11 protein-coding genes are annotated in these 14315 nt (G+C 67.5%); 7 read left to right on the top strand and 4 right to left on the bottom strand.

Annotated features, from left to right (window positions below; genetic code table 11):
• Nucleotides 1–12: 12 nt before the first annotated feature.
• On the bottom strand, nt 13–984 hold the full coding sequence (locus tag BUB20358_RS11965; protein ID WP_006767510.1) for an AraC family transcriptional regulator: 972 nt from the start codon (nt 982–984) through the stop codon (nt 13–15).
• 92 nt (nt 985–1076) lie between these two features.
• Between BUB20358_RS11965 and BUB20358_RS11960 the strand changes: the two genes are divergently transcribed.
• Nucleotides 1077–1907, top strand: coding sequence for an oxidoreductase (locus BUB20358_RS11960; protein WP_006767509.1), 831 nt, complete (start codon nt 1077–1079; stop codon nt 1905–1907).
• Between the two features lie 187 nt (nt 1908–2094).
• On the opposite strand, the gene BUB20358_RS11955 is transcribed toward BUB20358_RS11960, so the two are convergent.
• Nucleotides 2095–2469, bottom strand: a complete 375-nt coding sequence (locus tag BUB20358_RS11955) for a VOC family protein (RefSeq protein WP_006767508.1) — start codon at nt 2467–2469, stop codon at nt 2095–2097.
• 327 nt (nt 2470–2796) lie between these two features.
• Between BUB20358_RS11955 and BUB20358_RS11950 the strand changes: the two genes are divergently transcribed.
• Nucleotides 2797–3633, top strand: a complete 837-nt coding sequence (locus BUB20358_RS11950; RefSeq protein ID WP_035976009.1) for an alpha/beta fold hydrolase — start codon at nt 2797–2799, stop codon at nt 3631–3633.
• Between the two features lie 108 nt (nt 3634–3741).
• Here BUB20358_RS11950 and BUB20358_RS11945 read toward each other — a convergent pair whose 3' ends face one another.
• Nucleotides 3742–5148 carry a hypothetical protein gene (locus BUB20358_RS11945; RefSeq protein ID WP_006767506.1) on the bottom strand — a complete coding sequence of 469 codons (1407 nt, stop codon included), beginning with the start codon at nt 5146–5148 and terminating at the stop codon, nt 3742–3744.
• A 356-nt stretch (nt 5149–5504) separates the two neighbouring features.
• Nucleotides 5505–6269 (bottom strand): 2-keto-4-pentenoate hydratase, encoded by a 765-nt coding sequence (locus BUB20358_RS11940; protein WP_035976007.1) that lies wholly within the window; start codon nt 6267–6269, stop codon nt 5505–5507.
• Between the two features lie 301 nt (nt 6270–6570).
• Between BUB20358_RS11940 and BUB20358_RS11935 the strand changes: the two genes are divergently transcribed.
• The 5 genes from BUB20358_RS11935 to narI all read left to right on the top strand — a co-directional run bounded on the left by BUB20358_RS11935 (nt 6571) and on the right by narI (nt 14313).
• On the top strand, nt 6571–7050 hold the full coding sequence (locus BUB20358_RS11935; protein WP_035976276.1) for a universal stress protein: 480 nt from the start codon (nt 6571–6573) through the stop codon (nt 7048–7050).
• Nucleotides 7051–7560: 510 nt separating this feature from the next.
• Nucleotides 7561–11379: a nitrate reductase subunit alpha gene (locus tag BUB20358_RS11930; RefSeq protein ID WP_035976005.1), complete on the top strand. Its 3819-nt coding sequence runs from the start codon at nt 7561–7563 to the stop codon at nt 11377–11379.
• Complete coding sequence (gene narH / locus BUB20358_RS11925) at nt 11376–12905, top strand: nitrate reductase subunit beta (RefSeq protein ID WP_035976003.1); 1530 nt, start codon at nt 11376–11378, stop codon at nt 12903–12905. Before BUB20358_RS11930 ends, narH begins: the two co-directional genes overlap by 4 nt.
• Nucleotides 12902–13633: a nitrate reductase molybdenum cofactor assembly chaperone gene (narJ, locus tag BUB20358_RS11920; protein WP_006767503.1), complete on the top strand. Its 732-nt coding sequence runs from the start codon at nt 12902–12904 to the stop codon at nt 13631–13633. Before narH ends, narJ begins: the two co-directional genes overlap by 4 nt.
• The gene (gene narI, locus BUB20358_RS11915) at nt 13630–14313 is read left to right on the top strand and encodes a respiratory nitrate reductase subunit gamma (protein WP_006767502.1); all 684 of its coding nucleotides are present in this window, start codon (nt 13630–13632) and stop codon (nt 14311–14313) included. Before narJ ends, narI begins: the two co-directional genes overlap by 4 nt.
• Nucleotides 14314–14315: the final 2 nt, after the last annotated feature.

Raw genomic sequence — 14315 nt, 5'->3', positions numbered from 1 at the left:
AACGCGCGACGGTCAATGCGACGACACATATTCGGCATCCGCGAACGGCGCCGGAATCGCGAAGCTGTCGCGCATGCGCTTCGTCTCCTTCGCAGGCGTCAGCCCGAACAGCCGCTTGAATTCGCGGCTGAACTGCGACGGGCTCGTATAGCCGACCGCGTAGCCGGCCGCCTCCGCCGTCAGGTCCTCGCGTACCATCAGCAGGCGCGCCTGATGCAGGCGCGTCGACTTCAGATACTGCATCGGCGGCACCTGCGTGATCGCCTTGAAGTGGCTGTGAAAGCTTGCCACGCTCATCCCCGCTTCGGCCGCGAGCTGCCTGACGTCGAGCGGCTGCGCGTAGTCGGCGTGGATGCGGCGCAGCGATCTGCCGATCCGGCCGAACTGTCCGCGCATCGCCAGCGCGCTGCGCATCGCGCGACCCTGCGCGCCGGTCAGCACGCGGAAATACAGCTCGCGAAGCAGCGCCGGACCCAATATCGCGGCCTCGAGCGGCCGATGCATCGCTTCGACGAAACGCAGCACGGATGCGTGCATCGCGTCGTCCATCGGCGTCGACATCATGCTTCTGGGCGCCTGCACCAATTCGGCGCCGCCCTCGCGGTCGATCCGTTCCGCGAGCTCCGCGGCGAGCGCGAAATCGAGGTGCAGATACAGCGCGAGCAGCGGGCGGTCGGGCGTCGCGTCGGTTTCCATGCTGAACGGCACGGGAACGGACACGGCCAGATAGTGATGCTCGTCGTACAGATAGCGTTCGCCGCCGAAGTAGCCGCGCTTGCTCCCCTGACACACGATCACGATGCCCGGATCGTACAGAACCGGCGTGCGCGACAGCGCGCGGTTCGAGCGCAGGATGCGCACGCTCGGCAGCGCGGTCAGGTTGTAGCCCTCGTGCGGCGCGAGCTCGAGCAACAGCGCGACGAGACGCTCGCGGTTGCGCGACGCCGGCGATGGATCGCGGGTGGGCGAGTATTCGGCGCTCATAGTTTTGTGCAAGAAAATCAGCGGATTCGGACTTATTCGGCGTCGATCGTCAAACTAGTATGCATTCTCCAACGATATTCGGAGAAGCGCCAATGGAATCCGCCAACATCATGCTCATTACCGGCGTCAGCAGCGGCTTCGGCCGTGCGCTCGCACAGGAAGCGCTCGCCGCCGGCCACACGGTGGTCGGTACGGTGCGCAGCGAGGAGGCCGCGCACGCGTTCGCCGCGCTGTCGGAGCGCGCGTTCGCGCGCGTGCTCGACGTCACCGACTTCGATCGGATCGACGGCATCGTCGCGGAAATCGACGCGAGCGTCGGGCCGATCGACGTGCTCGTGAACAACGCCGGCTACGGCCACGAAGGCGTGATGGAAGAGGCGCCGCTCGCCGAGATGCGCCGGCAGTTCGACGTGAACGTGTTCGGCGCCGTCGCGATGATGAAGGCCGTCGTGCCGTACATGCGCGCACGTCGCCGCGGCCGCATTCTGAACATCACGTCGATGGGCGGCCACATCACGATGCCGGGCATCGCGTACTACTGCGGCAGCAAGTTCGCGCTCGAGGGCGTGTCGGAAGCGGTCGGCAAGGAACTCGAGCCTTTCGGCATCTCCGTGACGGCCGTCGCGCCCGGGTCGTTCCGCACCGACTGGGCCGGCCGCTCGATGGTGCGAACGCCGCGCTCGATCGCCGACTATGACGACCTGTTCAATCCGATTCGCCGTGCGCGCGAGGAGAAGAGCGGCAAGCAGCTCGGCGATCCGGTGAAGGCAGCGCGCGCGATGCTCGCCATCATCGACGCGCAGCGTCCGCCCGCGCATCTGCTGCTCGGCAGCGACGCGCTTCAGCTCGTGCGTGCGAAGCTGGCCGCGCTCGAACAGGAGATTCGGGCATGGGAGACGCTCACCGTGTCGACGGACGGCTGAAACGGCCTCGGGGCCGAATCGGCTGCGTTCCGCACGGCGCGTGGGCGGCGCGGCACGCTGCGATGCGGACCTGGCGTGCCGACCGCCGCCGCGCGACGACGCCGGCGGCGGTCGTCCATGGACGCCGCGACCCGCGCGCCGCCGTCCGGCGGTGCCGCCGCTTCAGCGGAAAGCCGCGCCGCCGCCGTCAACCTTCGGGACGGTGGCAGACCACTTCGATGTTGTGTCCGTCCGGGCCGATCACGAACGCCGCGTAGTAGTTCGCGTGGTACTGCGGCCGCAGCCCGGGCGGCCCGTTGTCTTTCGCGCCGGCCGCGAGCGCCGCGCGATAGAATGCGTCGACTTGCCCGCGATCGTCTGCCGCGAACGCCAGATGAAGATGCGCGGGTTTTTCATCGGTCTGAAACAGGCATAGCGACGGCTTGCCGGGCGGGCTCATTTCAACGCCGTACGTCGGCGTTCCCTCCGACACGATCGCGACGCCGAGCGGCGCGAGTGCGTCGAGAAAGAAGGTTTTGCTCGCTGCATAGTCGCTGACGCCGAATTTGACGTGATCGAACATGCGTTCTCCTGATGCGGGACGACGCACCGCTTGACGTGGCTGACGGATCGCCACGATGTTGCCACAGGCGCCGCCGACGACGGTCGGACACGGCGCCGCCCCGATGCACGCATTGCCCGAAGCTGTCGCAGCAACCGCGTCGATGCCCGACGCTGCGCCGTTCACGATGCCGTCGCAGTTCCCGGCTACAACTCGGACGGCGCTCGTCGAGCGTCGCGCCGTGCCGTGTTGCCGTCGCGACGCCAGGCGGCGATGCGATACCGATGTCCGAACCCTGGCTTTGCGCCAGTACGCCGCGTTGATCCACCGTCAAAGGAGTCCATAGCCATGCCGACCATCACCACGAACGACAGTGTCGAGATCTTCTACAAGGACTGGGGGCCGAAGGATGCGCAACCCATCGTGTTCCATCACGGCTGGCCGCTTTCGTCCGACGACTGGGACGCGCAGATGCTTTTCTTCGTGCAGAAAGGCTATCGCGTGATCGCGCACGACCGGCGCGGGCACGGCCGCTCGTCGCAGGTGCCGGACGGGCACGACATGGATCACTACGCGGCGGACGCGTTCGCGGTCGTCGAGGCGCTCGATCTGCGCAATGCGGTGCACATCGGCCACTCGACCGGCGGCGGCGAAGTCGCGCGCTATGTCGCGAAACATGGGCAGCCGGCGCGGCGCGTCGCGAAGGCGGTGCTGGTCAGCGCGGTGCCGCCGCTGATGCTGAAGACCGAAGCGAACCCGGAAGGCTTGCCGATCGACGTGTTCGACGGCTTTCGACACGCGCTTGCGGCGAATCGCGCGCAGTTCTTTCTCGACGTGCCGAGCGGTCCGTTCTACGGATTCAACCGCCCGGGCGCGACGGTGCAGGAAGGCGTGATCCGGAACTGGTGGCGGCAGGGCATGGCCGGCAGCGCGAAAGCGCATTACGACGGCATCAAGGCGTTTTCGGAAACGGATCAGACGGAGGATCTGAAGGCGATCGACGTGCCGACGCTCGTGCTGCACGGCGAAGACGACCAGATCGTGCCGATCGCCGATGCCGCGCTGAAGTCGATCAAGCTGCTGAAGAACGGCACGCTGAAAACGTATCCAGGCTATTCGCACGGAATGCTGACCGTCAACGCGGACGTGCTGAACGCGGACCTGCTCGCGTTCATCCAGTCGTAACGGCGGCAAGCTGTGCATGCCCGCGTCGGCGCGGTGCGCGGCGACGTCGGGCACGCGCAGCCGCACGCACGCGTGCGGCGCTTTTTCGTCGCAGCGCTCGACGTTTCGTCAGCCCGTCGCGCTGACGCTCGCGTCGCCGGCATCGCGAATCGCGGCCGTCAGATCGTCGATGCCGACCATCAGCTCGCGGACCTGCCGCAGCGACGGATATTGATTCAACACCGCCCGCCACTGCGGCAGCTCCAGCAGCGCATGCCATACGACGGCCAGATCGTCCGGATCGGCGGGGACGTGTCGCGCGAGCGCGCTCGCATAGTCGAGGCTGGCCTGCGCGGACAGCAGCTGCATCCGGCTCGCGGCGCTCAGCAGCCGCGGCGAGCGTTCGGCCGGCGCATCGCAGCAATAGAGCACCTCGCGCGATAGTGCCGCGTGCTCGGTACTCAGCATCGCGAGCGACGCGCCGTGTATGCGCACCGCGCCTTCGCGGGTATCGAACGAATAGATCGTGTCGTCGTCGGCCTGCGCGAGCAGCGTCAGCCCGCGCAGCAGGCGCGGCAGATCGGTCGTCGCGGCATCCGCGGACGCCTTCGCCTCGACGAGAAAGCGCACGTTCCACGCGGCGGCCGGCGCGCCGTCGCGCGGCCGTTCGAGTAGCACCGCATCCCATTCGGTCTTCGCGCGGTCGTGTTTGCCGGGTATCGACGCGGGCACGCGCATCGACGTCACCACGCGGTACGTCCGCCGCTCGTCCATCGCGTCGAGCCGCGCGGCGAGTTCATCGAGCGCTTGCGCGGCCAGCGCCTCGACCGCCGCGCCGCGCTGCTGCGACGTCGCGCCCTGCGCGGCAGCGAGCGGGCTGCCTTCGGCCGGCCCGCGCCGTTCCCACAGCGCGCGATACTGCTCGACCTGCGCGTCGGAGGCCAGCGCATCGACGCGCAGCAGGCGGCCGAGCGCCGGGCTGTCTTTCAGTTCGGCGACGTTGCGCTCGAATGCGGCGTCCGTTGCCGTTTCCGGCAGCGCGAGCAACTGCTGCAGCGTCGAATCGAGCTCGGCCCAGCGCGCGGCGGCGGCCGCCGCGTGCAGGCGCGCGAGCGCGTCGCGCTGCCACGCCTGCGCATGACGTTCGAGCTTGGCCGGATGCGCGATCGCGTTCACGGCCGCGCGCAGCGCGCGGCGATCCTGGTCGGCATGCGCGGACAACGACGCGTATTCGCGCACGCTCGGCGCGCCGTGCCGCAGCATCGCCGCCCGAAACGCCGGATCGCCGGCACGCGCATCCATTGCGTCGCGGATCATCTGCGCGAGCGCGTCGACGAAGTGGCGTTGCAGCGCCGGCTCCGGCGTGCGGCCGTCGGCCAGCATCCGGCGCGCGTCCTCGATCGCGATTGCAATTGCGGTAGCCGGATTCGACGCCGCGGCGACCGACGCCGCGCGATCGAGCGGCGGCAGCCGATAGCGGCGATCGACGGCGTGCAGGATTTCGTCGAACAGGGCGGGCAGCGGTGTCAACGACATGGCAGAGATCGGGGAAAGCGATGAAGCGCTCGAACCGCGCGATGTGCAACGTTATCACGCAAGCTCGACTGCGGCTTGCGTGCGGTACGGTGTGCCGCGCGGGAATCGCGCATTCGGCGCTGGGATGTCGCCGCCGTGATCGCCGAGCGGCAGGTGCGATGCCGCCGAAATCGTTGTGTCGTGGCGGTTACGGATCGCAGGAGCGGGACAACGACGTTGCGCACGGTCTGGCCGGTCTGCGGCGAAGCGGCGCGGCGGCGCCGCGCCCGTGCACCGCGCACCGCGCGCCGCGTGTGGCGCTCCGCCGGCGGAATTCCGACGCGGCATGTGGCTCTCGCGCCGCACGCCGCGACTTCTTACGCGGTCAGCGTCACCGACAGGCTGCCGAGATCGCCGAACCGCACGGTCAGCACGTCGCCGAGCGGCACGTCGATCACGCCCGCGTACGAACCGGTCGTCACGATCTGGCCGGCGCGCGCCGCATCGCCGCGCGACGCGAGGAAATTGACGAGCCATACCAGCGGCTTCAGCGGATCGCCGTCCGGATGAAGGCCGTCGATCGTGCGGTTCAGCGCGCCGTCGAACGACAGTGCGAACCCGGCGAGCGGCGCGCGCACGCCGTCCGGCACGACGGGGCCGACGCACAGCCCCTGATTGAACTGGCCGTCGGCGAGCAGCTCGAATTTCGACGCGCGTGCCGGCTCCGCATAGCGGCAACCGAGCACTTCGAGTACGAGACGCACCTCGCGAATCGCGTCGCGCACGTCGTTCTCGTCGTACGGCTGCGCGCGTGCGGGCAGATCGCGGTCGAGCACGAAGGCGATTTCCGGTTCGATCCGCGCGATCGGCGTGTCGCCGGCGACGCGGTACGCGTCGCCGGCTTCGCGAATCGTCGACGCGAAGATCGGCGCGACGATCACGCGGTCGGGCGGCGGCGATGCGCATTTCCATCCGCCGACGGCTTCGCCGAGCAGGTCGGCAACGCGATGCTGGATCGCCAGTGCCGTGTCGACGTCCTCGGGGCGGAATGCATCGGGCAGCAGCGGGCCGGGCACGCCGGCATGGCGGGCGGCGACGAGATGCTGGGCGGCGCCGTCCACGCGTTCGGTAGTCGTTGTCATGTCGGTTGAGCAAGTTGAAGATGAGCCCGGCAAAAAAGGGGCCGGACGAAGGTTGAAGGTTTGATGATAGCGCCTTCGGCGCAGTCGCTGCGCGGCCCGCCGCCGCGCGCGGTGCGGCGCCGGCCGTGCCGGTTCGTGCGCGCTCGGCGAACGCACCGATTGCCGCCGCGTGTCGGTTTGCCGCACGGGCGCGCACCGGCGGTGCTTGATCGCCGTCAACGTCGGCACCCGCCGTGCGCCGATGATGGTGACATGGCCGCGCGCACCGCAGCGTGCGGCAGTTCACGCGAGCGAGGTCGATATGTACGAGAACATCATGGTGGCCGTCGACGGCAGTGCGTCGTCGAAGCAGGCGCTGGCCGAAGCGTTGAAGGTGGCGCGCGCAAGCGGCGCGCACGTCAGCGTCGTTTATGTGGTCGACAAGTCGCCGCTGTTTACCTATGCGGGCCGTTTCGATCCGCATGCGCTGATCGACGAAATCCGCAGCGACGGCATCAAGGTGCTGCGCGACGCGGAGCGCGCGATCGCGCAGGCGGGTGTGAGCGGCGATGCCGAACTCGTCGAAACCGAAAGCGTCGGCGAAGACATCGCGGAACGCCTGCAGCGTTACGTGGACGAGCATCGCATCGATCTCGCGGTAGTCGGCACGCATGGGCGACGCGGGCTTCGACGCGTGCTGCTCGGCAGCGTCGCCGAACGGTTCCTGCGGGGTGCGCGTTGCCCGGTGCTGATGATTCGCGGCGACGACGCGGCGGCTCCGGAAACTGCCGCGGCAGCGTAAGTCCGCGCGACGACTTATCGTCCGAATCGCGCATTCGACGCGCGCGCGTCGAGCTGCGCGATATTCGCTTTTGCGATTCGACGGTTTTGCCACGAATAAAACGCTTTCAACGGGATTTTCCCATTCCTGCAAGAAGGAGCCGCATTGCATGATCGCGGCGGCTTCTTTGCGCATTCGCATGCGCGCCGCATAACGACCGAATATTCGCCAACGTCGCGATCGTTTTCGGCAGCATTTTCCCGCTATATCCGGAAATCCTCCGCCCGGCCGATATGGTCGGCGCCGCGTCGCGCCGGCGATTCCCGTCCGCGGAACGCTCGCCCCATTTCTTGAATTATTACGACGCGAAGAACGATATCGTGATTTGTATCAACTCGTGATACGTCGATCGGAAAGACAATCGACTCGATACGGTCGAAAAGCACGCAACGGCAAATAGCCGTGCTTTACAAACCGATTCGACTCCTTGAATAACCAGGGTCCGCCCCAGACCGAAAAAACGAGATCCCCATGAGCCATTTTCTGGATAGATTGCGTTATTTCACGACAACGAGGCCGCGCTTTTCCGACGGTCACGGCGCCGTCACGGACGAGGACAGAAAGTGGGAGGACGGCTACCGGCTGCGCTGGCAGCATGACAAGATCGTCCGCTCGACGCATGGCGTGAACTGCACGGGTTCGTGCTCGTGGAAGGTCTACGTGAAAGGCGGGATCGTCACGTGGGAGACGCAGCAGACCGACTATCCGCGCACACGCCCCGACATGCCGAATCACGAGCCGCGCGGCTGCTCGCGCGGCGCGTCGTACTCGTGGTATCTGTACAGCGCGAATCGCCTGAAGCATCCGCTCGTGCGCAGCGCGCTCGTGAAGCTGTGGCGCGAACGGCGTCGCACGCTCGCGCCGGTCGATGCGTGGCGCTCGATCGTCGACGACGATGAAGCGCGCCGTTCGTATCAGAGCCGGCGCGGGCTCGGCGGCTTCGTGCGTGCGAGCTGGGACGAAGTCGACGAGATCGTTGCGGCCGCAAACGTCCACACGGTCGAGCGGCACGGCCCCGATCGCGTGGTCGGCTTCTCGCCGATTCCGGCGATGTCGATGGTGTCGTATGCGGCCGGCTCGCGCTACCTGTCGCTGATCGGCGGCGTGTGCCTGAGCTTCTACGACTGGTATTGCGACCTGCCGCCAGCGTCGCCGCAGACGTGGGGCGAGCAGACCGACGTGCCCGAATCGGCCGACTGGTACAACTCGACGTTCATCATGATGTGGGGCTCCAACGTCCCGCAGACGCGCACGCCGGACGCGCACTTTCTCGTCGAGGCGCGCTATCGCGGCACGAAGGTCGTGTCGGTGTTTCCCGACTACTCGGAAGGCGCGAAGTTCGGCGATCTGTGGCTGCACCCGAAGCAGGGCACCGATGCGGCGCTCGCGCTCGCGATGGGCCACGTGATCCTGAAGGAATTTCATGCGGCCGGCATAGGCGCGGCCGGCATCGGTGTGGCCGGCTCAGGCGCGGCCGGCAAGAGCGACTACTTCATCGACTACTGCAAGCGCTATACCGACATGCCGTGCGTCGTGCGCCTCGTGCCGCACGGCGACGGCTACGTGCCCGAGCGGCTCGTGCGCGCGTCCGATTTCGACGACGCGCTCGGCGAGGCCGCGCGCCCGGAATGGAAGACCGTGATGATCGACGATGCGACCGGCGAATTCGTCGTGCCGGTCGGATCGATCGGCTTTCGCTGGGCGCAGCAGGCCGACGGGGACAACGCGGACAACGGCAAGTGGAACCTGCGCGGCGAGACGTCGAAAGGGGCGGCGCTGTCGCCGCGGCTGTCGTGCGCGGCCGAGCACGACGACGTGGTCGACGTGCTGTTCCCGTACTTCGGCAACCAGCCGCACGCGCACTTCAACTCGACCGCGCACGGCTCGACGCTGTCGCGCCGGATCGGCGTGCGGCGCGTCGCGACGCGCGGCGGCGAGATGCTGGTGGCGACCGTGTACGACCTGTTCGTCGCGAACTACGGGGTCGATCAGGGACTCGGCGGGCGCGACGTGGCCGCGAGCTACGACGACGATGTTCCGTACACGCCGGCGTGGCAGGAGGCGATCACCGGCGTGAAGCGCGCGGACGTGATCTCGGTCGCGCGGCAGTTCGCGGAGAACGCGCACGACACGCAAGGCAAGTCGATGGTGATCGTCGGCGCGGGGATCAACCACTGGTTCCACATGGACATGTCGTACCGCGCGATCATCAACATGCTGATCATGTGCGGCTGCATCGGCAAGCCGGGCGGCGGCTGGTCGCATTACGTGGGCCAGGAGAAGCTGCGTCCGCAAACGGGCTGGACCGCGCTCGCGTTCGCGCTCGACTGGAATCGCCCGCCGCGCCAGATGAACGCGACGTCGTTCTTCTACGCGCATACCGACCAGTGGCGCTACGACCCGATGGACCCGAGCGCGCTGCTGTCGCCGCTTGCGGATGCCGCGCAATTTCACGGCTCGCCGATCGACTACAACGTGCGCGCGGAACGGATGGGCTGGCTGCCGTCCGCGCCGCAGCTCGCGCGCAATCCGCTGCAGGTCGGCGCGCAGCTCGCTGACCCTGCGCGCGCGGGTGCCGACGTCGCACAGCAGCTGAAGTCCGGCACGCTGCGCATGGCGAGCGAAGATCCGGATGCGCCCGAAAACTTCCCGCGCAACCTGTTCGTGTGGCGCTCGAACCTGCTCGGCTCGTCGGGCAAGGGACACGAGTATTTCCTGAAGCATCTGCTCGGCACGACGCACGGCGTGCAGGGCGACGATCTCGGCGCCACCGGCGGCGCGCGCCCCGAGGAAGTCGCGTGGCACGACGACGCGCCGCGCGGCAAGCTCGACCTGCTCGTCACGCTCGACTTCCGGATGTCGACCACGTGCATGTATTCGGACGTCGTGCTGCCGACGGCGACGTGGTACGAGAAGGACGACATGAACACGTCCGACATGCATCCGTTCATCCATCCGCTGTCGGCGGCCGTCGATCCCGCGTGGGAATCGAAGAGCGACTGGGAAATCTTCAAGGGCATCGCGAAGCGCTTCTCCGAGCTGTGCGACGGGCATCTCGGCGTCGAGCGCGACGTGGTGCTCGCGCCGATCGCGCACGACACGCCCGGCGAACTCGCGCAGCCGTTCGACGTGCGCGACTGGAAGCGCGGCGAATGCGAACCGGTGCCCGGCCGCACGATGCCGGCGGTGACCGTCGTCGAGCGCGATTACCCGAACACGTACGCGCGCTTCACGTCGCTCGGCCCGCTGATGGATACGCTCGGCAATGCGGGCAAGGGCATCGGCTGGGACACGAAGGACGAAGTGAAGCTGCTCGGCGAACTCAACTACACGGTCGCCGGCGGCGCCGCGCAGGGTCGCCCGCGCATCGACACGGCGCTCGATGCGGCCGAGGTGATCCTCGCGCTCGCGCCCGAAACCAACGGCGAGGTCGCGGTGAAGGCGTGGCGCGCGCTGTCCGGCGTGACGGGCATCGACCATACGCATCTGGCCGCCGCGCGCGCGGACGAGAAGATCCGCTTTCGCGACATCCAGGCGCAGCCGCGCAAGATCATCTCGTCGCCGACGTGGAGCGGGATCGAATCCGAGCACGTGTCGTACAACGCCGGCTACGTGAACGTGCACGAGCTCGTGCCGTGGCGCACGCTGACCGGCCGTCAGCAGCTTTATCAGGACCATCCGTGGATGCGCGCGTTCGGCGAGTCGCTGTGCGTGTACAAGCCGCCGGTCGACACCGGCAGCTATGCGCACATGGTCGGCCGGCGCTCGAACGGCAACCCCGAACGCGTGCTGAACTTCCTGACGCCGCATCAGAAGTGGGGGATTCACAGCACGTACACGGACAACCTGCTGATGCTCACGCTGTCGCGCGGCGGCCCGATCGTGTGGATGTCGGAAGACGACGCGAAGGCGATCGGCGCGGCCGACAACGACTGGATCGAGTGCTACAACTCGAACGGCGCGTTGTGCGCGCGGGCCGTCGTCAGCCAGCGGATTCCGTCCGGGATGGCGATGATGTACCACGCGCAGGAAAAGATCGTGAATACGCCGGGCTCCGAAATCACCGGTACGCGCGGCGGCATTCACAACTCGGTCACGCGTATCGCGCTGAAGCCGACGCACATGATCGGCGGCTACGCGCAGCTGTCGTACGGCTTCAACTACTACGGCACGGTCGGCTCGAATCGCGACGAGTTCCTGATCGTGCGCAAGATGAACAGGGTCGACTGGCTCGACGGCGAAGAAGCCGGAACCGCCACGCACGCAGCCCGCGCCGGAGAAACGTCATGAAGATACGCGCACAGATCGCGATGGTGCTGAACCTCGACAAGTGCATCGGTTGCCACACGTGCTCGGTGACCTGCAAGAACGTGTGGACGAGCCGCGAAGGGATGGAATACGCGTGGTTCAACAACGTCGAGACGAAGCCGGGCATTGGCTATCCGAAGGACTGGGAGAACCAGGACCGCTGGCGCGGCGGCTGGCGGCGGCGCGCGGACGGCAGCATCGAACCGCGGCTCGGCGGCAAGTGGCGGCTGCTCGCGCAGATCTTCGCGAACCCGCATTTGCCGGAGATCGACGACTACTACGAGCCGTTCACGTTCGATTACGCGCATCTGCAGCAGGCGGGCGACACGCGCGCGATGCCGGTCGCGCGGCCGCGCTCGCTCGTGAGCGGCCAGCGGCTCGAGAAGATCGAGTGGGGGCCGAACTGGGAGGAGATCCTCGGCGGCGAGTTCGAGAAGCGCGCGCAGGACTACAACTTCGAGAACGTGCAGAAGGCGATCTACGGGCAGTTCGAGCACACGTTCATGATGTATCTGCCGCGCCTGTGCGAGCACTGCCTGAACCCGGCGTGCGTCGCCGCGTGTCCGTCGGGCTCGATCTACAAGCGCGAGGAAGACGGCATCGTGCTGATCGACCAGGACAAGTGCCGCGGCTGGCGCATGTGCGTGTCGGGATGCCCGTACAAGAAGATCTACTACAACTGGCAGAGCGGCAAGGCCGAGAAGTGCATCTTCTGCTATCCGCGCATCGAGGCCGGGCAGCCGACCGTGTGCTCTGAAACCTGCGTCGGGCGCATCCGCTATCTCGGCGTGCTGCTGTACGACGCGGACCGGATCGGCGAAGCCGCGAGCGCCGAGCATGAAAAGGATCTGTACGAAGCGCAGCTGTCGCTGTTTCTCGACCCGAACGATCCGGCCGTGATCGCGCAGGCCGAACGCGACGGCGTGCCGGCCGCATGGCTCGACGCCGCGCGCCGGTCGCCGACATACAAGATGGCGATCGACTGGAAGATCGCGTTCCCGCTGCATCCCGAATACCGGACGCTGCCGATGGTCTGGTACGTGCCGCCGCTGTCGCCGATCAACGCGGCCGCGAACAGCGGCGCGCTCGGAATGAACGGCTACCTGCCGGACGTCGATTCGCTGCGCATTCCGCTGCGCTATCTCGCGAACCTGCTGACGGCCGGCGACGAAGCGCCGGTGAAGCGCGCGCTCGAACGGCTGCTCGCGATGCGCGCGTTCATGCGCGCGCGCCACGTGGACGGCATCGACGCGCGCGGCGTGCTCGACCAGGTCGGGCTGTCGGTCGCGCAGGTCGACGACATGTACCGGTATCTCGCGATCGCGAACTACGAGGACCGTTTCGTGATTCCGACGACGCACCGCGAATACGCGGAGAACGCATACGACCTGCGCGCATCGTGCGGGTTCTCGTTCGGCAACGGCTGTTCGGACGGCCGCTCGACCGCCAGCCTGTTCAGCACGAAGAAGGGCACGAAAACGATTCCGATTCGCGAGGCATCCCGATGAACACCGCACCCGATCCGACCTATGCGGCGCTGTCCGTGCTGCTCGACTATCCGGACGCGTCGCTCGTCGACGTGCTCGATTCGATCGACGCGCATCTGCGCGAACATGCATGCTTGCCGAAGGCGGTGCGCGCGGGCCTCGACCGGTTCTTCGCGTATCTGCGCGAGCGCGACCTGCTGACGCTGCAGGAAAACTACGGCGCGCTGTTCGATCGCGGCCGCGCGACGTCGCTGCACCTGTTCGAGCACGTGCACGGCGAATCGCGCGACCGCGGACAGGCGATGGTCGACCTGCTGCAGATGTACGAGCGGCACGGGCTCCATCTGAACGCCGGAGAACTGCCCGACTACTTGCCGGTGTTCCTCGAATACCTGTCGCGGCTGCCGGCGCCGCAAGCGCGCGAGCTGCTCGGCGAGACGGGCGACATCCTGCGCGCGCTGGCCACGCAGCTCGCCGAGCGCGGCAGTCATTACGGCTGCGTCGTCGGCGCGCTGCTGCCGATGGCGGGCCTCGCGCCGATCGACGCGCCGGCCGCCGCGCACGACGACGTCGGCGCCGCCCGCCCGACAGCCGACGACTACCGCGCGCTCGATGCCGCGTATGCGGACGAAGCGGTGCGCTTCGTCGGTGCGGCGACGCCCGCGCCGGTCGACGAACCGGTGCACTTCTACGAACGGCGGCCTGCGCGGCGCGAGCATGCGCGGCACTCCAACGGGGGAACGCGATGAACGGCTACCTGCATCAATTCCTGTTCGGAATCTATCCGTACATCTGTGTCGCCGTGCTGCTGGTCGGCAGCCTGATCCGCTTCGACCGCGAGCAGTACACGTGGAAGAGCGATTCATCGCAGCTGTTGCGGCACGGGATGTTGCGGCTCGGCAGCAACCTGTTCCACTGGGGCGTGCTCGTCGTCGTGATCGGACACTTCGCGGGTTTTCTCGCGCCGCACTGGCTCGTGTCGCCGTTCCTGTCGGCGTCCGCGCACCAGCTCGTCGCGATGGTGGCCGGAGGCGCGGCCGGCGTCGCGGCGATCGTCGGGCTGACGATCCTGATCTGGCGGCGCGTCGGCGACGTGCGTATCCGCCGCAGCAGCCGCCGGTCGGACATCCTGATCGTGCTGATGTTGTGGGCGCAACTGGCGCTCGGGCTCGGCACCGTCGTGCTGTCGACGCGCCACATGGACGGCGCGATGTTCGAGCAGCTGACCGACTACGTGAAAGGCGTGGTCACGTTCCGGCCGGACATCGCGAACCTGCTCGTCGGTGTGCCGCTGACCTACCGGCTGCACATCCTGCTCGGCTTCACGATCTTCCTGGTGTCGCCGTTCACGCGGATGGTGCACATCTGGAGCGGCATCGCGTCGGTCGCGTATCTGATCCGCCCGTATCAGCTCGTGCGCAAGCGCTGAGG

Source organism: Burkholderia dolosa, assembly GCF_902499135.1.
GTDB classification, from domain to species: Bacteria; Pseudomonadota; Gammaproteobacteria; order Burkholderiales; family Burkholderiaceae; genus Burkholderia; species Burkholderia dolosa.
Note: the sequence above shows the minus strand (reverse complement) of the source record. Positions and strands in the feature narration are given on the sequence as shown.